General features: G+C 60.4%; 17 protein-coding genes. 7 read left to right on the top strand and 10 right to left on the bottom strand.

Annotated elements, in window-relative coordinates:
- Positions 1–140 precede the first annotated feature (140 nt).
- Genes BTE54_RS19260 through BTE54_RS19245 form a run of 4 tightly spaced genes read right to left on the bottom strand, consistent with a single transcriptional unit; the run spans position 141 to position 4,873 of the window.
- Positions 141–929: a TIM barrel protein gene (locus tag BTE54_RS19260; protein WP_078053608.1), complete on the bottom strand. Its 789-nt coding sequence runs from the start codon at positions 927–929 to the stop codon at positions 141–143.
- Entirely contained in the window at positions 926–1,942 is a 1,017-nt protein-coding gene (locus BTE54_RS19255; RefSeq protein ID WP_065656077.1) for a hydroxyacid dehydrogenase, read from the bottom strand. Before BTE54_RS19255 ends, BTE54_RS19260 begins: the two co-directional genes overlap by 4 nt.
- Entirely contained in the window at positions 1,939–3,816 is a 1,878-nt protein-coding gene (locus tag BTE54_RS19250; protein ID WP_065656076.1) for a DUF2264 domain-containing protein, read from the bottom strand. The genes BTE54_RS19255 and BTE54_RS19250 overlap by 4 nt, the downstream gene beginning before the upstream one ends.
- Complete coding sequence (locus BTE54_RS19245) at positions 3,809–4,873, bottom strand: LacI family DNA-binding transcriptional regulator (RefSeq protein ID WP_065656075.1); 1,065 nt, start codon at positions 4,871–4,873, stop codon at positions 3,809–3,811. Before BTE54_RS19245 ends, BTE54_RS19250 begins: the two co-directional genes overlap by 8 nt.
- 112 nt (positions 4,874–4,985) lie before the next feature.
- Here BTE54_RS19245 and BTE54_RS19240 point away from each other — a divergent pair, with 112 nt between their 5' ends.
- The 7 genes from BTE54_RS19240 (at position 4,986) to BTE54_RS19210 (ending at position 13,247) form a co-directional block, all read left to right on the top strand.
- Positions 4,986–6,293: an ABC transporter substrate-binding protein gene (locus BTE54_RS19240; protein WP_065656074.1), complete on the top strand. Its 1,308-nt coding sequence runs from the start codon at positions 4,986–4,988 to the stop codon at positions 6,291–6,293.
- Between the two features lie 183 nt (positions 6,294–6,476).
- Positions 6,477–7,406: a transcriptional regulator gene (locus tag BTE54_RS19235; protein ID WP_065656073.1), complete on the top strand. Its 930-nt coding sequence runs from the start codon at positions 6,477–6,479 to the stop codon at positions 7,404–7,406.
- Positions 7,407–7,529: 123 nt separating this feature from the next.
- Entirely contained in the window at positions 7,530–9,041 is a 1,512-nt protein-coding gene (locus BTE54_RS19230) for an alpha-N-arabinofuranosidase (RefSeq protein ID WP_065656072.1), read from the top strand.
- A gap of 7 nt (positions 9,042–9,048) precedes the next feature.
- Positions 9,049–10,122: an ABC transporter ATP-binding protein gene (locus BTE54_RS19225; protein ID WP_065656071.1), complete on the top strand. Its 1,074-nt coding sequence runs from the start codon at positions 9,049–9,051 to the stop codon at positions 10,120–10,122.
- 73 nt (positions 10,123–10,195) lie between these two features.
- On the top strand, positions 10,196–11,470 hold the full coding sequence (locus BTE54_RS19220; RefSeq protein WP_078053607.1) for an extracellular solute-binding protein: 1,275 nt from the start codon (positions 10,196–10,198) through the stop codon (positions 11,468–11,470).
- Positions 11,471–11,538: 68 nt separating this feature from the next.
- A complete protein-coding gene (locus tag BTE54_RS19215) occupies positions 11,539–12,423 on the top strand; it encodes a sugar ABC transporter permease (RefSeq protein WP_174045045.1) in 885 nt (294 codons plus the stop codon).
- Positions 12,420–13,247, top strand: coding sequence for a carbohydrate ABC transporter permease (locus tag BTE54_RS19210; protein WP_065656069.1), 828 nt, complete (start codon positions 12,420–12,422; stop codon positions 13,245–13,247). The genes BTE54_RS19215 and BTE54_RS19210 overlap by 4 nt, the downstream gene beginning before the upstream one ends.
- 103 nt (positions 13,248–13,350) lie before the next feature.
- Here BTE54_RS19210 and BTE54_RS19205 read toward each other — a convergent pair whose 3' ends face one another.
- The 6 genes from BTE54_RS19205 to BTE54_RS19180 form a co-directional block, all read right to left on the bottom strand.
- The gene (locus tag BTE54_RS19205; protein WP_078053606.1) at positions 13,351–14,676 is read right to left on the bottom strand and encodes an LLM class flavin-dependent oxidoreductase; all 1,326 of its coding nucleotides are present in this window, start codon (positions 14,674–14,676) and stop codon (positions 13,351–13,353) included.
- A gap of 417 nt (positions 14,677–15,093) precedes the next feature.
- On the bottom strand, positions 15,094–16,215 hold the full coding sequence (locus tag BTE54_RS19200; protein ID WP_078053605.1) for a sn-glycerol-3-phosphate import ATP-binding protein UgpC: 1,122 nt from the start codon (positions 16,213–16,215) through the stop codon (positions 15,094–15,096).
- Between the two features lie 32 nt (positions 16,216–16,247).
- On the bottom strand, positions 16,248–17,132 hold the full coding sequence (locus BTE54_RS19195; protein ID WP_078053604.1) for an ABC transporter permease subunit: 885 nt from the start codon (positions 17,130–17,132) through the stop codon (positions 16,248–16,250).
- A 7-nt stretch (positions 17,133–17,139) separates the two neighbouring features.
- Positions 17,140–18,030 (bottom strand): sugar ABC transporter permease, encoded by an 891-nt coding sequence (locus BTE54_RS19190; RefSeq protein WP_065656065.1) that lies wholly within the window; start codon positions 18,028–18,030, stop codon positions 17,140–17,142.
- 82 nt (positions 18,031–18,112) lie between these two features.
- On the bottom strand, positions 18,113–19,456 hold the full coding sequence (locus tag BTE54_RS19185; protein WP_078053603.1) for an extracellular solute-binding protein: 1,344 nt from the start codon (positions 19,454–19,456) through the stop codon (positions 18,113–18,115).
- Positions 19,457–19,718: 262 nt separating this feature from the next.
- A complete protein-coding gene (locus BTE54_RS19180) occupies positions 19,719–20,192 on the bottom strand; it encodes a VOC family protein (protein WP_065656063.1) in 474 nt (157 codons plus the stop codon).
- Positions 20,193–20,264 lie beyond the last annotated feature (72 nt).

The following is a 20,264-nucleotide window of genomic DNA, read 5'->3' as shown; positions in this document are numbered from 1 at the left end:
GGCTAACGAAGTCCGCAAAGCTTGCGTTCGTCATCCTCGGGCTTGTCCCGAGGATCTGCAACGTGTTGATTTTGTTCAACATGATTAGATCCCCGGCACAGGGTCGAGAATGACGTCGCGCGCGAGGTTTCGATCGTGCGCTAATCTGCCGCTCTGTGGCCAGCGAGTATCTTGCTTAGCGTCGCCGCATCTTCCCCAAACTGGCCGATGTCATCGCCCCTGACGAATTCCAGCATCGCATAGGCCGGTTTCGTCCATTCGCTCTCCGGCAATGCATTTACGCACGCCCGCCAATAATCCACGTGTTCGTGAAGCGGCAGGCGGCTGGTGTCGGCGAGCCAGGCGAAGACGTGGAGATGGCAGATGCGTGGGCCGAGTGCGGATATTTCCGCGAGTGCGTCTTCCAGGGGCAGGCCGGGGGCGGGTTGCCAGTAGAAAAACAGGTTGGGCATCGGCAAATCCTGCATGAGTTGCAGGGCCGAGGGCAGGGTGTCCGTCAGGGAGTTGGGGTGATATTCGAGGCCGATTGTGATGCCATGGTCGTGCGCCCGGCGGGCGATTGTCGCCAGCGCTTCCGTTGCCGCGCGGCGTTCTCCGGGGGAGTAATCGGCAGATGGGCGTTTGCGGCTGCCGGGCCAGATGCGGATATGGCCGGCGCCGAGCGCTTTTGCTGTTTCCAGCACGGCGGTCACATCTTCCGGCGCAAAATCCGGTGCAAAGATATAGGAGCCGTAAGAGGAGACGGAGAGGCCGGCTTCCGCCGTCCGCGCCGCCACATCCCTTGCATTGGCAAGGTTGCCGGGCGGTACATGGATATCCGCACCCCATTCGATGGACCTGATGCCGTTTGCGGCGGCAAGCTCGATGACGGCCTGTGGCGACAGGGAGCGGAAGGTGACGGAGCAGAGGCCCGGCTCGAAAAATCTCATGCGATCAGTTCCAGATGTTCCGGCCTCACCTGCTGTTGCAAGGGTGCCGCGCGGCAGAAGCGTTCGATTTCGGCAATCGCCATGTCGCCGAGCCTTGCGCGTTCAAGGCCGGTGGCGCCGGCGACATGCGGCGTCAGGAACACGTTCGGCAGGCTGTAAAAGGGTGAGTCCGGCGGCGGCACTTCCGGGTCGGTCACGTCGATGACGGCTTCGATGCGTCCGGTTTTCAGTTCGGCCAGAAGCGCGTTTTCATCCACCAGTGCGCCGCGCGCCGTATTGATCAGGGTCGCGCCGTCCTTCATGCGGGCAAGCGCTGCCGCACCGATCATATGCCGCGTCTGCGGCAGGGAGGGTGCATGCAGCGAAATGACATCGCTCACCGCCATCAGCTCCTCGAGCGACACAAGCTGCACGCCGAGCTTTTCCGCCTCCGCAGCGCTTAGAAGCGGATCGAAAAGGATGAGGTTGAGATCGAAGGGCTGCAACAGATTGATGACGCGACGTCCGATGCGCGATGCGCCGACGATGCCGACCGTCAGGCCGAGATTGCCGATGGCCTGCGCCTGCAGTCGCTCGACGGAGGCGCGGTCGCGATGCTCCAGATAAAGGCGTCGGAAGCCGAAGGTGCGCTTGCCGGCGAGCAGGATCATCGCCAGCGAAAATTCGGCGACCGGCTGTGCATTCGCCTCCGCCGCGCTGCACACGGTAACGCCACGATCGAACACCGCTTGCGACAGGAAATATTTGACCGTGCCGGCGGCATGGGAAATCAGCCTGACGCGGGGCATCAGCGCCAGCTCCCGCGCGCCGATTTCCGGGCAGCCCCAGCCGGTCAGAAGAATATCCGTCCGCGCCAGCTGCTCTTTCACTGCGGGATCGTGGAAATCGCAGATCCGCCCCGTGTCGAGAATATGGACGCTCTTCGACAGCCTTTCGAGCGCCTGCGGTGTCAGCACATGCTGGGTTCGCTCCGGGTCCATGGCAAGGCTGAGACGCGGAAGCGGGCTCGTCATTGCGGCTCTCCCGTTGCCGCCATGCTGCTGACCGGAACGCCCCGTTCCGCAAACAGGCGGTCGAGCGCCTCCATGTCCGGAAGTGCCGGAACTGTCGCCAACGCTGTTTCGCTTTCTGGCCCGGTCACCCCGGCAAAGACGGCGCAGGCAAGCAGGGTTTCGTCCGCTGGAATCTCGCCCCGCAGTTGCGGCACCGTGGTCTTGGCGTTGATGAGATTGGTGTTGGGCAGCGCCTTCAGCGCCACGCCGTGGCGGCTTATGCTGGAGCCGAGATCGACGATGGCGGATATGTCTGTGCCGCAATCGGCGGTCGCCCGGCCGGTCTCTTCGCGCACGGCATCGCGGTCGCCATCGTTGCGGTTGATTGCGAAGCCGCCTTCCGTCACCGAAAGGGGGCGGGCGGAGGTGATCCGGTGCAGCCTGATATGCCAGCCGCCAGCCGCAACCAGCGTCGTTTCAACCGCCACATCCGGGAAGGGCTTCCACGTTGCCCGCAGGCTTTCCCCGGCCAGCAGAACCTTCTCGTTGGTCTCGCGCACGCGGTAATGCAGGCCGTCTTCGGAGAATGCCAGCATATTGTCGAAACCGTTGGTCCTGAAACCGCGCTCATCCACTTCGACGCCGAAACCGTAACGGGATGAATAGGCGAATTTGGCATATTTCTCCGGCCCGCCGCGCATGGAGAGGTTTTCCTGCCCGCTGGAAAGCGCGGTGACATTGCCCTTCGTTTGCATCATAACCATGCCGGGATGAATGAGCGGCTTTGGTTTTGCGGATGTTTCGGGCTGCTTTTCCTCTGCCTGCCAGAAGGGATGGCTTTCCGGCAGGGCGAGCGGCAGGAAGGCCTTGAAGGCCCAATAGGGCGAGCCCGCTGAATTATAGCTTTCCGACATGGTGAGCTGCGGATAGGCGTAGCCGATGGAAAGCACGCCGTCGCGATCGGCAATCGGCTTTTTCGCCCACCAGCGCAGATGTTGCAGATAAAGCCCCTTGATCTCGCCCCAGGGCAGCGCCTCCTCATCGGCAAAAGCGAGACCGGCCCAGAAGCCGCCGCAGGCGAAGCGGTAAGTCATGGAGCGGCCGAAGGCGAGCGTGCCGCCATCCTCATCGAACCAGCTGGCGAAATCGCCGGCAAAGAGGCGCGCTCGCTCCCGGTAGCGTGCGGCGTAGGCATCGTCAGGCTTGCTGAGTTTCGCGTAGATCAGGCCGTAAAAATGCATGGCAAAGGCGATGTAATGGTCGATGCGGCGGTAATTGCCATCGCGATACCAGCCGTCGGCGATATAGAATTCATCCAGTTCCTTCTGGAATGTTTCTGTCAGGCTGCGGTCGAAATCGATGCCAAGATGATCCAGCGCCATATCGACCATCACCCGGAAAAACTTCCAGTTATTGTCGGCGTAATTGCGCTCGCGCGCCGTCAGCAGATAGCGGCGCACATTGTCTTTCTGCGCGTCGGAGAGCGGTTCCCACAGGTGCTGCGGCGCAAGCCGCAGCGCAAAACCAAGCGCGGCAAGCTCCACCAGCCGCTGATCCCTTTGGCGCACGTCGCCCCAATATTCGGGATGGGAAGGGTCGGTGCCGTTGGCTATTCCCCGTGCCAGAAGCGGCCAGTGGTCGAAATGATCGCCGCTCAGCGCAAGCGGTGCGATGCCCCAGAGCGGCCGGGCAAAACCTTCCAGATCGGCCGCCGCCCGGTCGAAATGCGCGGCGGCGCCGCTGAGCGTCACTCTTGCGCCGCCCGGCGAAAAATGGGCAAGAAGCGGCGCAAAACTGTCATCCAGCGCTCGTCGGACATCGGCGCGACTTTTGAGCGGATTGCCGTGCAGCGGATTGAATCTGGCCATGGTGGGCTTATTCATGGTGTCATGCATCGCGTGCCGCCTTTCCCGTCTTTTTCGCCTTGCCGGCCGTCTGCCCTTCCACCAGCTGCACGCCAAGTTGTACCTGGCGGGCATTGGCGGAGGGTTCCGTCAGCCGGCGGCGCATCAGTTCCACCGCCTCGCGGGCGATTTCGCGACGGTCGACGCGGATCGTGCTGAGACGGGGGGTGGAGAGTTCGGCAAAGGGCAGGTCGTCGAAGCCGATAATGGAAAGATCGTCCGGCACTGCGAGGCCAAGTTCCTGCGCCGCCCCCAGCGCGCCGAGCGCAATCGCGTCATTCATGCAGAAAATGCCGGTGAGTTCGGGGTTTTTGGCCAATAGCTGGCGAACGGCATCGCCCGCCTGTCCGAAGCCGCTATCCGCCGTCGAAAGCAGAAACTCCTCATAGGTCGTTCCCTCTTCCTCGAGGATCGTGTGGCGGAAACCCCGCATACGCTCCCTTATGGTGTGGCGATGATGCGGGCCGATATAGGCGACCTTGCGGTGGCCGAGTTCCAGCAGCCGCCGCGCCGCCAGCGCGCCGCCGTAAAAATTGGAAGGGGAGACGCAATCCAGCATCATCGAAGGATCGGCGCTGTTGACCAGAACCGGTTGCAGCACACCCTGCGTGATGCGGTGGATGATTTCATCCTCGGGATCGAGGCCGATGGCGAGAAGTCCGTCCACCTCGCAGACCCGCTGGGTCAGCGCATCATCCACCTGTTTCTGGTGCAAGAGCCGGATGTCGAGTTCGAAACCGTCGGTCTGGGCAAGGCTGCGCAGCATGTCGAAAATATCGTGATAAAAAGCGCCGATATCGCCGGTCGCCCTTTCGGCGGACATGAGTGCGAGGATTTTCTTGCCCTCCAGCGGCACGCCGCCGGTCTGGTTCGCGACCGGTCGCAACGGATAACCGAGCTCCGCCGCCACCCCCAGAACCTTGGTCTGGATCGACGCGCTGATACCTTTCTCTCCCGCAAGAACGCGCGAGACGGTGCTGATGGAAACGCCGGCGCGCTGGGCGATATCCGACTGGCGCGGGCGGCTGATGTCGGGCGTATCGTTCATATCGTCTCCTGCGCTTGCAAAAAATTCTGATATGATGCAAATATTGCAAAAGAGGAAAATTTGCAAGAATTTTAGTAGTCAATGAAAAATTTGCAAAACGCGGGAGGAGCAGATGCAAACTATCGACAGACGTGGATTTTTGGTGACGGCGGCGCTGGCCGGTCTCGGCGTGGTCGGTCTTGGTGCAGTGGGGGGCGGTTTTCGCGCGGCCGCGGCTGAGACGCGGCTTCGCTGCGTATGGTGGGGATCGGCCGACCGCAGCAAGCGCACCAACGACGTGATCGCCCTTTACCAGAAGGCTAACCCGCAAACGGAAATCAGCGGCGAAATGATCGCCGGTTCCGATTACTGGACCAAGCTTGCGACGTCTATGGCGGGGCGCAACGTCGCCGATATCTTCCAGCTTGAACCTTCCACCATCGCCGATTATTCCGGCCGTGGCGCCTGCATGGAGCTGGACCAGTTCGTCGGCAAGTCGCTCGATCTTTCCACCTTCGGCAAAAGCGAGGTCGATCTCTGCCGCATCGACGGCAAGCTTTACGGCGTCGGCCTCGGGCTGAATTCCTTCTGCATGATGTATGACGCCGATACGCTGAAGGAAGCCGGCGTTTCCGTGCCGCAGGACCAGATTACCTGGAAGGCGCTCTCGGAACTGGCGCGCGATTTCAAGAAGAACGGTCCGGCAAAACGGAACTACTGGGCGGTGCCCTATGGCGCGCGTTATCATTATGTTTTCGATGTCTGGCTGCGCCAGCGCGGCAAGCTGCTGTTTCAGGACGGCACCATCGGCTTCAACAAGGAAGATGCGAAGGAATGGTTCGCCTATTGGGAGGACCTGCGCGAGAACAAGCTCTGCGTTTCCGCCGATATCCAGACGCGTGACGACAATACCATCGAATCCAATGCCCTGACGCTCGGCAATTCGGCCATCGGCTTTGCCTATTCCAACCAGCTTGTCGGTTATCAGAAGCTCAATAAACAAACGCTGTCCATCGGCATGTTGCCGGGCGAGGGGCCGGGCAAGCCGACCGGGCACTATTACCGGCCGGGCCTCATCTGGTCCATTTCGTCCACCTCGACCAATGCGGAAGCGGCGGCGAAATTCATCAACTTCTTCGTCAACGATCTGGAAGCCGGCAAGGTGCTGGGCGTCGAGCGTGGCGTGCCGCCGGCCAAGGTCGTGCGCGAGGCTTTGTTGCCGAGCCTCAACGAGACCGAGCGCAAGACGGTGGATTATATCGAAAGCCTGTCGGGCAAGCTCGATTCCTATCCGGAACCCGCGCCGATCGGCGCCAATGAGTTCGACCGTGGCGTGATGCGCCCCATTGCCGATTCGCTCGCCTTCGGCCGCGCCAGCGTGGATGAAGCGGCGCAAAACCTCGTCGACACCGGCACGCGGACCCTGCGCAAGCGCGGCTGACGACGAAACGGGCACCGCCACGCGGTATCGAGACCGTGTGGCGGTGCTCTTTTTTGTGAAGTGACGGGGGTGGATGGCGCTTCACGCCTTTCAAAAGCGTCCGCATGACAAACAGCACTGGACAAGTGCATGGCGTTTAAGCCAGAAATTCTGATCTGGATCGATAAATCTGAAGATTAGAATATGGCGCCCAATTTCCTCCTCGTTGATGCTGAAAAAGAATTCGATGTCCTGAAAGCGGCGGCGTCGCTGATCCGCGTGCAGATATTGAAGTTGCTGCATGAGGCGAGCGGCCTTAACGTCAACGAAATTGCGCAGAGACTGGAGCTTCCCCAGTCCACCGTTTCCGCCGGCGTGGCCGTTCTCGAGGAGGCAGGGTTGCTGCGAACCGAAACGCGCAAGGCGCGAAAGGGCAACCAAAAAATATGTTTCGCCACCTGTGACGAACTGATTGTTTCCTTCCGAAAACCCGAGGCGCCGGCCGCATCAAATTACATCGCGGTCGCTATGCCGCTCGGTCTTTACACCCAAAGTTCGGTAACCGCGCCCTGCGGCATTTGCTCGCCGGAGGGCATCATCGGCCTTCTCGATGTGCCCGATACATTCATGGATCCGGACCGCATGAAGGCGGCGCTGCTATGGTTGACCTCCGGCTTCGTGGAATATCAATTTCCCAATAATGCCAAGATTCAAGGCCGGGAAGTCGAAGAAATCGAGTTTTCGATGGAGGTCAGCTCGGAAGTGCCGGGAACGCACAGCAACTGGCCGTCCGATATTACGCTATCCGTCAACGGCCGGGAAATCGGGGTCTGGACCTCGCCCGGCGACTTCGGCGACAAGCGCGGTGCGTTTACGCCGGACTGGTGGAAGCTCTCCGGTTCCCAATATGGCATGCTCAAGACCTGGCGCATCACCGCGCAGGGAACCTATGTCGACGGAACCCGGATTTCGGATGTGACGCTGGCGGATATCGATCTGACCAGCCACCGTTCCATCCGCCTGCGCATCGAGGTCAAGGCCGATGCAAAACATCCGGGCGGGCTGAATATCTTTGGCCGCGGCTTCGGGAATTACGATCAGGACATCGTTCTGCGCCTGCGCACCGCAGGCTGATCCAGCCAATTTTCAAAAGTATGATTTTCGCGGTTGACAGGCGCGGATTCCCTCGGCAACTATATTATCAAATATGGTTTATATCATATTTTGAGATATAAATGCGCAGGGGAGGAGAGCCTTATGAAAGCGCGGGTTTCAGTCCACCGGGACTTCCGGATTGGGCGTATCGACGATCGTCTTTATTCCGCCTTCATCGAACATATGGGGCGTGCCATCTATGGCGGCATCTATGAGCCCGGCCATCCGCAGGCGGACGCGAATGGCTTCCGCAGGGACGTTCTGAAATTCGTGCAGGACCTGAAAATTCCGGCCATCCGTTATCCCGGCGGCAACTTCGTTTCCGCCTATCGCTGGGAAGACGGCATTGGGCCGCGCGACCAGCGCCCCATCCGTCTCGATCTCGCATGGCGCTCCAAGGAAACCAACCAGATCGGTATCAACGAATTCGCCGACTGGGCGCAGATGGCCGGCATCGAGATGATGCTCGCCGTCAATCTCGGTTCCCGTGGTCTGGATGACGCCCGCAATTTCCTCGAATATGTGAATTTTCCGGGCGGCACCACGCTCAGCGATTTGCGCCGCAGCCATGGCGCGGAAAAGCCCCACGGCGTGAAAATGTGGTGCCTCGGCAACGAGATGGACGGTCCCTGGCAGATCGGTCACAAGACGGCGGTGGAATATGGCCGTCTGGCCAATGAAACCGCCAAGGCCTTCAAGGGTTTCGATCCGACGATTGAAGCGATTGTCTGCGGCAGCTCCAATGACGGCATGCCGACCTATCCCGAGTGGGAGCGCGAGGTGCTGGAGGAATGCTATGAGAATGTCGACCACATCTCGCTGCACAAATATTTCGGCAATAACAGCCGCGACACGCTGAATTATTTCGGCAAGATCGAGGAAACCGGGCGCTATATCCAGACGATCGCCGGTGTCATCGATTATGTGAAGGCGAAGAAGCGCGCAAAGAACGATGTGTCCATCTGCTTCGACGAATGGAACGTCTGGTATCACATCCGCGAAGAAGACGGCAAACGCATCAAGAGCTGGGACTGGCCGGAGGCGCCTGCACTTCTGGAAGAGACATACAACTTCGAAGATGCGCTTTTTGTCGCCGGCCTGCTCAATGAGTTCATCCGCCGTTCGGACCGCGTGCGCATCGCCTGCATCGCCCAGCTCGTCAATGTCATCGCCCCCATCCGGGCGGAAAAGAACGGGCCTGCATGGCGGCAGACGATCTATTATCCCTATCAGTTCGCCTCGCTTTATGGCCGTGGCGTCGCGCTGAACGTCGCCGTCGATTGCCCGACTTACGATTGCAACGCGGCCGACGACGTCAAATATCTCGATGTTGCCGGTGTTTACGACGAGGCGGAAGGCGTCGTGACGCTGTTCGTGCTCAACCGCCATCTGACAGAGGCGGCGGAGATCGATGTCAGCCTCACCGGCTATTCCTCCGCCACTCTCAGCCTGCATCTTGCCATGGCGGGATATGATCTGCGTCTCGGCAACGGCCCGGATCAGCCGGATCGCGTCGTGCCGGTGCCCGGCAGCGGCGTCGCCGTGGAGGACGGGGCGCTGAAGGGTTCGGTGCCGGCACTGTCCTATCATGTGCTGCGGCTGAAGGTTCAGTGAGTCGGCCATGGGTGTCCGTCTCAACAATGTCGCCAAGTCCTTCGGATCCTTCGCGGCGATCCGGGATGTTTCGATGGAAATCCCAGCCGGCAGCTTCGCGGTCTTCGTGGGGCCTTCCGGCTGCGGAAAATCCACCCTGTTGCGCATGATCGCCGGCCTTGAGGAAACCAGCGGCGGGCGCATCGCCATCGATGAGCGTGATGTCACCGCGGTCGAACCGGCGGATCGCGGGGTTGCGATGGTGTTCCAGAACTATGCGCTCTATCCGCATCTGACGGTGTTCGAGAACATGGCGTTCAGCCTGCGTCTTGCCCGCCGACCGAAGGCGGAAGTGACGGAGAGGGTGGGCGAGGCCGCGCGCATCCTCCAGCTTGAGGAGCATCTGCACAAACGGCCCTCGCAGCTTTCCGGCGGCCAGAGGCAGCGCGTAGCCATCGGCCGCGCCATCGTGCGGCAGCCGAAGGTCTTCCTGTTCGATGAGCCGCTGTCCAATCTGGACGCCGAACTGCGGGTGCAGATGCGGCTGGAACTGACCCGGCTTCACCGCAAGCTGGGCGCGACGATGATCTATGTCACGCACGACCAGGTGGAGGCCATGACGCTCGCGGACAGGATTTTCGTGCTGAAGGGCGGCATCGTGCAGCAAGCGGGGGCGCCGCTTGCCCTTTATGACGATCCGGACAACCGCTTCGTGGCCGGTTTTATCGGATCGCCCGCGATGAATTTCCTGCGGGCCGATATCGTCTCCCAGGCGGATGGCATCGTGACGCTCGCGCCCGAGGGCGGGGCGGGGCATTTCAGGGCCCGGCTTGCCCAGTCCGTTTCCCCCGGCCAGCGGGTCGAGATCGGAATTCGGCCGGAGCATCTGACGATTACGGAACAGGGCGCCCTGCCGGTCGTCGTCGAGGTTGCGGAAGAGCTTGGCGATCTTTCCTACCTCTATACCCGCACCGGATCCGGGAAGGAAATCATCGTGCAGCGGCAGGGCACGCGGGAAAGGCTGGATGGCCGGTCGGTATCGCTTACCGCCTCGCCCGACCATGTACTTGTCTTCGACGATAACGGCAGACGGTTGCGATAGGCGCGAGGAGGCGTCTTTCGAAACAGCAAACCATCCCACAACGGGATGTTCTATCAAACGGGAGGAGTGAACGATGCGACTGATCAAGACATTGCTTGTTGGTGCGGCTCTGGGTCTCAGCGCCCTGCCGGCTCTCGCGAAGCAGGATATCGTCTGGTGGGACTTTCTGTCGGGCGGTGACGGCGTGCGCATGAAGGCGTTGATCGATGCCTTCAACAAGGAACACCCCGACATCCAGATCAAGGGAACGACGCTCGAATGGGGCGTGCCCTTTTATACCAAAGTGCGCACGGCCTCCGCGGTGGGTGAGGGGCCGGATATCATGACCTATCACCTGTCACGCGCGCCACTTGGCCTTGAAGAAAAAGTGCTGAGCGAAATCACCGAAAAGGATCTCGAGGATGCGGGGCTGAAGGCTGGAGACTTCTTCAGCGCACCCGTGGATGCGGCCACCCAGAACGGCAAACTCTACGCCGTGCCCTTCGATATCCACGCGCTTGTCCTTTATTACAACGCCGATCTTCTCAAAGGCTCGCCCTATCTCGACGCCGAGGGCAAGCTGACCGGCATCAAGACGATCGAGGATTTCGAGAAGGCGCTGGCCTGGGCGAAGGACAATGGCGTTCAGACGCCGATCACCTATCAATCGGGTGGCGAAGGCGGGGTGTGGCGCGTCTTTTATACGCTGCTGTCGCAACAGGGCGGCGAACTCGTCACTGAAAAGGAGGTTCTCGCCGGCGACAATGCCGAAAAGGCGGCAAAGGCCATCGAGACCATGTCCAGATGGCGGGAAAACGGCTGGGCCCCGGAACAGGCGGAATATGAAGCCTCGGTGGCGCTGTTTTCCGCCGGCAAATCCGCGTTCCAGCTGAACGGCGTCTGGGAAGTTCCGACCTACAAGGATCTGGAAAAGAACGGCAAGCTCGGCTTCAAATGGAGTGCGGTGGAAGTGCCGCCCCTGATGGGCAAGCGCGCCACCTGGGCGGATTCCCATGCTTTCGCCATTCCGAATGAAGGCGATAAAACGGTCTCCGGCGAAAAACGCGCTGCGGTGATGAAGGTGATCGGCTGGATGGAGAAACACGCCATCAGCTGGGCCGATGCCGGGCATATTCCGGCTTACAAGTCCATCACCGAAAGCAGCGAATACAAGGCGATGCAGCCGAATGCCACCTATGCCTCGCTGGCGGACGCGGCGGTGTTCGATCCGAAGACCACCATAACCGGGGTCGCTTCGCCCGCCTATGACGCCGCTCTCAACGTCATCGCCCCTGCCATTCAGGGTTTCATGAGCAGCACCGACGCCGTGGAGCAGATCAAGGATGAGCTGCAGGGCAAGCTCAAGTAATCGACAGCCTGCCCTCCGGTTTGAGGCCGCAGGGCAGGCTGCAATGCGCAAGCTCCCGGAGACATTCCATGGCAATGATTGAAAACCGGCGCAAGAAATCGCTGATCGCGCTGTCGATGGTGACGCCGTTCGTTCTGGTCTTCACCACCTTCTTTCTTTATCCGCTGATAGAGATGGTGCGCATGAGCTTCACCGATGCGCCGCTGATCGGTGAGGGAAACTGGGTCGGCCTGGAGAATTACGCAAAGCTGCTGGGCGACCGCCTGTTCGTCACCTCGCTCAAGAACAACGGCTATTTCGTGCTTTTGACCGTCGTGCCCACGACCGTCATCGCCCTGATGATCGCTCTCGCCATCAGCCGCCTTTCGGGCGTGAAACAGACGATTGCCATGAGCCTGTTTTTCCTGCCCTATGTGCTGCCGGTTTCGGTCGTCACCGAAATCTGGGCGTGGATGCTCGATCTGCAGTTTGGCATTCTCCAGCCGGTCATATCGCTGCTGGCGGGCAAACCCGTCGCCGTTTTCAAGAACCCCTACTGGGTCATGCCGATGGTCGCCGTCGTCACCATCTGGTGGACGAACGGCTTTAATGTGCTCCTCTTCATTGCCGGGTTGCGGAACATACCGGCCGAGCTTTATGAGGCGGCGGCTCTGGATGGCGCGACGACCTGGCAGCGCTTCCGCCGCGTCACCTGGCCGCTTCTGTGGCCGGTGACGGCGCTGGTGCTGACGCTGCAACTGATCCTGCAACTGAAGATATTCGACCAGATCTATCTCTTAAGCGGCGGCGGGCCGTTCAATTCCAGCTTCGTTCTGCTTCTCAAGGTCTATCGCGAGGCCTTCCAGATGAACAATGGCGGTTATGCGTCTGCCGTCGCGACGGTGCTTTTCCTGCTGATCGTCATCGTTTCCGTTTTCCAGTTCCAGCTGCTGCGCATCCGGAGGAATTCATGAGCCCGATGAGAAAATTCGAGAACCTCGTTCTGACGCTGCTGACTTTTTCGGCGGCCCTCGTCTGGATTTTTCCGCTCTACTGGAGCTTCGTCACCTCGCTTCGCGCCGATGAGAACGTTGCCGGCAACATGTCGCTTTTGCCGGACGAGTTTCGCCTCGGCGCTTATTTTAATGCGATATTCAATACCCGGCTGATGACCTGGTATGTGAACTCCATCGGCGTCGCCGTCATCGTCACGATCTCGGTGCTGTTCATTTCCATGCTCTGCGCCTATGCGCTGTCGCAGATACGCTTTCCGGGCAGGCGGCTGCTTTATGGCATAGTGCTGGCAAGCTTCATGGTGCCGGCGCAAACGCTGGTCGTCACCCAGTTCATCCTGATGAAGAACCTCAACCTCATCAACACCTGGGCTGGCATCATCCTGCCGCAGTTGATCACGCCCATCGTCATCATCGTCTACAAGCAGTTTTTCGACAGCGTGCCGAAGGAGATGCGTGAAGCGGTGGTGCTGGATGGCGGCGGTGAATACACGATCCTGTTCCGGGTCTATCTGCCGCTCAACTGGGGCATCACGACCGCCATGGCAATCGTGACCTTCATTACGGTATGGAACGCCTTCTTCTGGCCCTTCCTCGTGGTCACTTCCGAAAACATGATGACGATCCCGGTCGGGATCACCCAGGTCAACGACGCTTTCGGCGTCGCCTATGCGCGGCTGATGGCCGTCGCCATGCTGGCGGCCCTGCCGGTCATCATCGCCTATGTCATCTTCCAGCGGCGCGTGACGGAGGCGATCATGATTTCGTCGGGTGTGAAGGGGTGAGTGGGCATTGTGCAGGGCGGTCAGTACCTCGTTCTTGAGACTGGAGAGCTGTGGCGCGAAAAATCTCCCTACCGGGAGCGCAATCGGCGCGACGGCGCTTTATTCAGGTGAAAAAACGATTGGCTGGTCGTTGCAGGCCAAGATGGTCGCGCAATGTCGGCCCCTCATAGTCCCTGCGGAACAGCCCGCGCCTTTGCAGTTCCGGCACTACCTTCGTCGTGAAGTCGTCGAGGCCGGCAGGCAGGAAAGGGAAGGTGACATTGAAACCGTCCGAACCCTCTTCATGGAGCCATTGCTCCATCTCGTCAGCGATGGTCTTTGGTGTGCCGACGAAGGCAAGGCCCGCATAACCGCCCAGCCGCTGGGCAAGCTGGCGCACCGTCAGGCCCTCGCTTCGGGCAAGCTCGATCACCCTTTCACGGCTGGATTTGCTGGCGTTCGTTTCCGGAATATCAGGCAGGGGACCATCGGGATCGAAGCCGGAAACATCGTGGCCGAGCGCAATCGAGAGCGAGGCGATTGCGCTGTCATAATGGACGAGACTGTCGAGCCGGGCGCGTTTGGCCTTCGCCTCTTCGACGCTGTCGCCGACGAGAACGAAAGCGCCCGGCAGGATGACAATTCCGTCGCGTGAACGGCCAGCGGCGACGGTCCTTTCCTTGACGTCCTTATAAAAAGCCTTGCCCGCCGCAAGCGTGGGTGTTGCAGCAAAAACCACCTCTGCCGTCTCGGCGGCAAGCTGGCGTCCCGGCTCGGAAGCTCCGGCCTGTACGATGACGGGCCAACCCTGCACCGGACGCGCGATATTGAGCGGCCCGCGCACGGAAAATTCAGGTCCCTTGTGGCCCAGCACATGCATCTTTTCGGGATCGAAGAACAGCCCGCTGTCGACATCGCGGATAAAGGCGTCATCGGAAAAGGAATCCCAGAGACCGGTGACGACATCGTAAAATTCCCGCGCGCGGCCATAGCGCTCGGCATGATCCGGCTGTTCCTCGCGGCCGAAGTTCCGGGCCGCGTCGGGATTTGACGTGGTGACGATGTTCCAGCCGGCGCGACCGTTGCTGAGGTGATCGAGCGAGGCGAAACGCCGGGCGACGTGATAGGGCTCATCGAAGGTGGTGGAGGCGGTGGCGACCAGCCCGATGCGGGAGGTGACGGCGGCGAGCGCCGAAAGCAGGGTGAAGGGCTCGAAGGAGGTGACGGTGTGGCTGCGGCGCAGCGCCTCGGTGGGCATGTTCAGCACCGCCAGATGATCGGCCATGAAGAAGGCATCGAACTTCGCGGCCTCGAGCTGTTGCGCGAAGCGCGCCAGATGGGCGAAATTGAAATTCGCATCCGGGAAGGCGCCCGGATAACGCCATGCGCCCGTGTGGAGACTGACGGGCCGCATGAAGGCGCCGAGATGCAGTTTGCGATCATTTGCCATTGGGCTTCACTTTCGTCGATGTTTTGGCTTGCGCGGCGCGTTGCGAAGGGCTCAGCCGCAGGCAGGCCTTTGCTCATCGCGACGATATCCCCGCCGGGGGATTGGCGCGGCAAAGACTATTCCGATTATGATTTCGGAACCGAAAGATTTTTGCTGAAATTCTGCATCTGGCGATGATCCCGTGGCGCTAGCCGCTCGGTCATCTTTGAAGTGCAACGGCGCAGTGGCCGCGGCAAGACAGTTGACGGTGGATGCTTTCGCTGCCAAATTTCCATGAGGAAATATATAATATTCAATATATTAAATAGGTTTTCTGATGTGATTTATCCGATTTGATCGTTCATTCGACACCATCGCTTCCGGAGCCGGTGCGGGTGGACTATATCCGAAACCGCACCGGAGGCATCTTGCGCGGGCCTAAACCGCCAGCAGTTTCTCGTTGCCCATGCGGGTGGTTTCGACGGCGCCCTCGGTTTCGATCCGTTTTCCTGTGGCCGGATCGAAGAAATGAAGGTGGGCGGCGGGGAGGTCGAGGTGGATGCGCTGGCCGGGTTTTACCGAAAGGTCCTCACCGATGGCGGCGGAGAAGGTCTCGCCGGCGATATCGGCATGGACGATGCGGCCCGAGCCCAGTTCTTCGACAAAATCCACGACTGCCGGCACGCCGGCGCCATCCGTGCTGACCACGCACTGTTCCGGGCGGATGCCGACGGTTACGTCGCGGCCGCGCAATTCCAGCGCGGTTTCGGGGAAGAGCTTTACGGGCGTGCCATGCAGCATCACGGCGGGGGATTCTACCTCCACCCTCGTGTTGAACAGGTTCATGGCAGGCGAGCCGATGAAAGAGGCAACGAAGGTGCTGGCCGGGCGGTGATAGATATCCAGCGGATGGCCGACCTGCTCGACATTACCCCTGTTCATCACCACCAGCCGGTCGGCCAGCGTCATGGCCTCCACCTGATCGTGGGTGACGAAAATGGAGGTGGCGGAGAGACGCTGGTGCAGCTTGCGGATTTCCGCGCGCATGGTCACGCGCAGCTTGGCGTCGAGGTTGGAGAGCGGCTCGTCGAAGAGAAACACCGCAGGTTCGCGGATGATGGCGCGGGCCATGGCGACGCGCTGGCGCTGGCCGCCGGAAAGGGCCGCGGGCTTGCGCTCAAGATAATCGGAAAGGCCGACGATCTTTGCGGTCTCCTCGATGCGGCGCTGGCGTTCGACCTTCGGAACGCCGGCGACCTTCAGCGCATAGCCGATATTGCCGGCCACCGACATATGCGGATAAAGCGCGTAGTTTTGGAAGACCATGGCGCAGCCGCGCTCGCGCGGTTCCAGCGTGTTGACCACCCGCCCGCCAATAGCGATCTCGCCGGAGGTGATGTCCTCCAGACCGGCGATCATGCGCAGGAGCGTGGATTTGCCGCAGCCCGACGGGCCGAGGATGACGACGAATTCGCCGGAGTCGAAAGTGAGGTCCACGCCGTGCAGGGTGGGCGTCTTGCCATAGGATTTGCGGACCTGACGGATATCGATCTGAGCCATGATGGGAAACCTTGTTGTTGAAAGCCGCGCTGTTACTTGTCGGACGAGACGAGGCCGCGGACGAACCAGCGTTGCAGGAAGGCCACGACGAGAAGCGGCGGCAGGATGATGATGAGGGAACCGGCCAGCGTGACGTTCCAGTCCGGCGTGCCGTCATCGGCGGGCAGAAGCGCGCGCAGCGACATCATCACCGTCTTGTAGGACGGATCGGTGATCATCAGCAGCGGCCACAGATACTGGTTCCAGGCGTAAACGAACATGATGGTGGTGAGCGCCAGCATGTTGGTGCGCGACAGCGGCAGCAGCATGTCCACGAAGAAACGCGCGGCACCCGAACCGTCCATGCGCGCGGCCTCCCCCAGCTCGTCCGGGATTGTCATGAAGAACTGCCGGTAGAGAAAAGTGCCTGTGGCGGTGGCGATCAGCGGCAGTGTGAGGCCGGCATAGGAGTTCAGCAGGTTCCATTCCAAGGTGACCTCGATGCCGAACAGGCCGAGGATGGAGCGGAATGGCTGGAAAAGATCGGCGGCGACGGAATAGGTCGGCACCACGCGCACTTCGAGCGGCAGCATCAGGGTGATGAACACCGTCCAGAAGAACAGATGCCTGAGCGGTGAGCGGAAGAACACGATGGCGAAGGCGGTGAAGGCCGAGAGGGCCACCTTGCCGACGGTCACCAGCGTCGCCATGATGATACTGTTGAGGAGGGCGTTGCCAAGATTGGCGCGTTGCCAGGCCGCCTGCGCATTGGTGAAGAATTCGCCCTGCGGCATGAAGCTGAAGGGGACGCTGTTGACCTGCTGGACCGTCTGGCTGGCGCCTGAGATGACGACGATGAAAGGGCCGATGAGCAGGACGAAGCCGGCCACCATGATCGCATAGGTCAGGACGTCGGCATAGGGTGTGCGCTGGATCATCGCCGCCTCACTTGTAATGGACTTGCCGCTCGACGAAGCGGAACTGGATGAAGGTGAAGACCATGATGAGGCCGATGAGGACGAGGCTCTGGGCAGAGGCGCCGGAATAGTTCAGCCCCTCGAAGGCCTCGCTGACGATGCGGTAGACCATCACTTCGGTGGCGTGGTTGGGGCCGCCCTCGGTGGTGGAGGCGACGATGCCGAACGTATCGGCGCCGACGAAACCCTCGGTCATCATGATGACGGTGAGGAAGAACAGGGTGGGTGCAAGCAGCGGCACCTGAATGTCGATGGCACGGCGAATGGGCCCGGAACCGTCCATGGCGGCGGCCTCGGTCAGCGAACGCGGCACGGATTGCAGGCCGGCGAACAGGAAGATGAAGGTGTAACCCGCCCATTTCCAGATGAAGATGACGATGACGAGGATGAGCGCGTGCTCGCCATATTTGGCCGGGTTCCAGATATCGGGCCACCAGGCATTCAGCGATGCGGCGATGCCGCGTTCCGGCGACAGGATGAAGCGGAAGGCCATGCCGGCGGCGGGACCGGCGATTGCGTAGGGCAGGATATAAAGCACCCGGAAAAAGCCGGAGCCAGGAAGCTGGCGATCGACCGCAAGGGCGAGCACAAGGCCGATGAGGATCGCGAAAAACGGCCCGGCGACCGCAAAGATCAGGCTGGTGAGGATCGACTGCCAATAAAGCGGATCGCCGAAGGTTTCGATGAAATTGGCCAAACCGACAAATTCCGCCTGGCCGCCGAAGGGTGGCTCCAGGGTGAATGCCCAGTTCAGCACCGCCGCAACCGGCCAATAGAAGAACAGAAGGATAAGCAGAAACTGCGGCAGGGCGAAGAGCACAGGCAGCCATGTGCTTTTGAAGACGGTACGCTTTTCCATTGGAGTCCGGCAGAGTTCGAGATTTCGGCGGGCCTGCCCGAACGACTGTCCGGACAGGCCTTTGACGGCGAGGAAAGAACGCTTAGTTCAGCTTGGCGCCTTCATAGGTCTTTTCGAAGCGGCGCAGGCCGGTGTTGGCGCGCTCGACGGCCTTGTCGAGTTCAGCCTGGATATCGGCGTTCTGCATGAAGATGGCTTCGAGCGAGGTGGCGACTTCCTTGCGGATCTGCGTGAAACCGCCGAGGCGGATACCGCGGGTATATTCGGAAGGCGGCGTAAAGGTCAGGCTCTCGATGGCCTTTTCGCGGCCCTTATAGGGGGCCTTGTCGTAAAAACCATTGGCCTTCATGGCGTCGAAGCCGGTCTTGGTGACCGGGATGTAACCGGTGACCGTCGACCACCACTCAACCATGTCGGGCTGGGCGATGAAGTTCAGGAATGCGGCAGCGCCCTTGTATTCGGCTTCCGGACGACCGGCCATGACCCACAGCGAAGCGCCGCCGACCAGCGAGTTGTGACGTTCGGTGCCCTTCCAGATCGGCAGCATGGCGACGTCCCACTTCACGCCTTCCGGCATGGACTTGCCGACGGTGCCGTGGTTGGCGATGGAAGTCATGAACATCTGGCAGGTCTGCGAGGTGAAGGCCGGCAGGATATCCATGCCGAGCTGCTTGGTCTTGACGACGAACAGCTTCTCGTCCTGCATCTTCTTGAAGAATTTCACGTGGTCGACGAACTTGGTCTTGTTGATCGCAAGTTCCGCGTCCAGACCCTGATAACCGTTGGCCTTGGTGGCGATCGGCTGGTTGTGGATGGCGGAGAACTGCTCCATCAGCATCCATGTGTCGAAGTTAAAGGCGAGCGGGCATTCGAAACCGGCGGCTTTCAGCTTCTTGGAAGCTTCTTCGACCTGTTCCCATGTGTCGGGCTTGAAGGTGATGCCGGCTTTTTCGAAAGCGTCGACATTGTAATAGAACATCGCGGTCGAAGAATTATAGGGGAAGGAGTTCAATTCACCCGAAGCCGTGGCGTAATAATTGGCGATGCCGGGGAAATAATTGTTCCAGTCGATCTTGTAGCCATTCTCGGCCATCAGCTTCTTGGCGGGAACGAAAGCCTTGGACAGCATCATGTCCAGCGTGCCGGCGTCATAAATCTGGGTGATGGCGGGCTGCTTCTTGGCGCGATAGGCGGCAATGGTGTTCTGCAGGGTGGATTCGTAATCGTTCTGCGAGGTGCAGACGATCTCGAATTCGGCCTGGGAGTCGTTGAACTTCTTGCAGGTGTCCTGCACGCGGTCGCCGAGATCGCCGGAAAGACCGTACCAGAATTCGAACTTGGTCTTTTCTGCCTGGGCGGCGGTGGCGCCGAAGGCGGCGGCGATGGCGACGCCGGCCACGAAGGAAGTCAGAGCGGAAGATTTCATGAGTTGAGCCCCGTTGCTGGAATGATGGCCTGCTCGGCAAGGACTTCACGTCCCCGGCACGAAGCCACGGAGGCTCTGCTAACAGCCGTCTTTGACGGATGGCTTACAGTTTGTTGAACGTTTTATGATGACTGGCCGCGCAGCCCATTCTGCGCGGCGAAAAATGGGCGACAAATACGAAAAACCGGAATTTAAGCTGATTTATCAGTGGCTTCCGGTTTTTGGCCTGCCTCGCTACTTGCTGCTGAACAGCTTTCGCCAGTCAACCGCGACGTGCAGCCTCGATGGCGGCGACGTCGATTTTCTTCATGTCCATCATCGCGTCGAAGGCGCGTTTGGCCTCCGCACCGCCGGCGGCCATGGCTTCCATCAGCACGCGCGGCGTGATCTGCCAGGAAACGCCCCATTTGTCCTTGCACCAGCCGCAGGCGCTTTCCTGCCCGCCATTGCCGACGATGGCGTTCCAGTAACGGTCGGTTTCTTCCTGGTCTTCGGTCGATATCTGGAACGAGAAAGCCTCGCTCTGCTTGAAGACCGGCCCGCCATTGAGGCCGATGCAGGAAACGCCTGCCACGGTGAACTGCACCGTCAGCACATCTCCCTTTTTGCCGGAGGGATAGTCGCTCGGCGCATGGTGAACGCCGGTTACCGCGCTATCCGGAAAGGTTTCGGCATAAAATCTGGCTGCGGCCTCGGCATCCTTGTCGTACCAGATACAGATCGTGTTCTTTTCCATTTGTGTGCTCCTCCCAAATTGAAATCGTCGTCGCGCCGGCGCGGAAATTCGCCGGCCATTGCCGGCTCCCCA

Origin of the sequence: Agrobacterium sp. YIC 4121, assembly GCF_002008205.1 — a bacterium.
Lineage (GTDB): Bacteria > Pseudomonadota > Alphaproteobacteria > Rhizobiales > Rhizobiaceae > Agrobacterium > Agrobacterium leguminum.
Note: the sequence above shows the minus strand (reverse complement) of the source record. Positions and strands in the feature narration are given on the sequence as shown.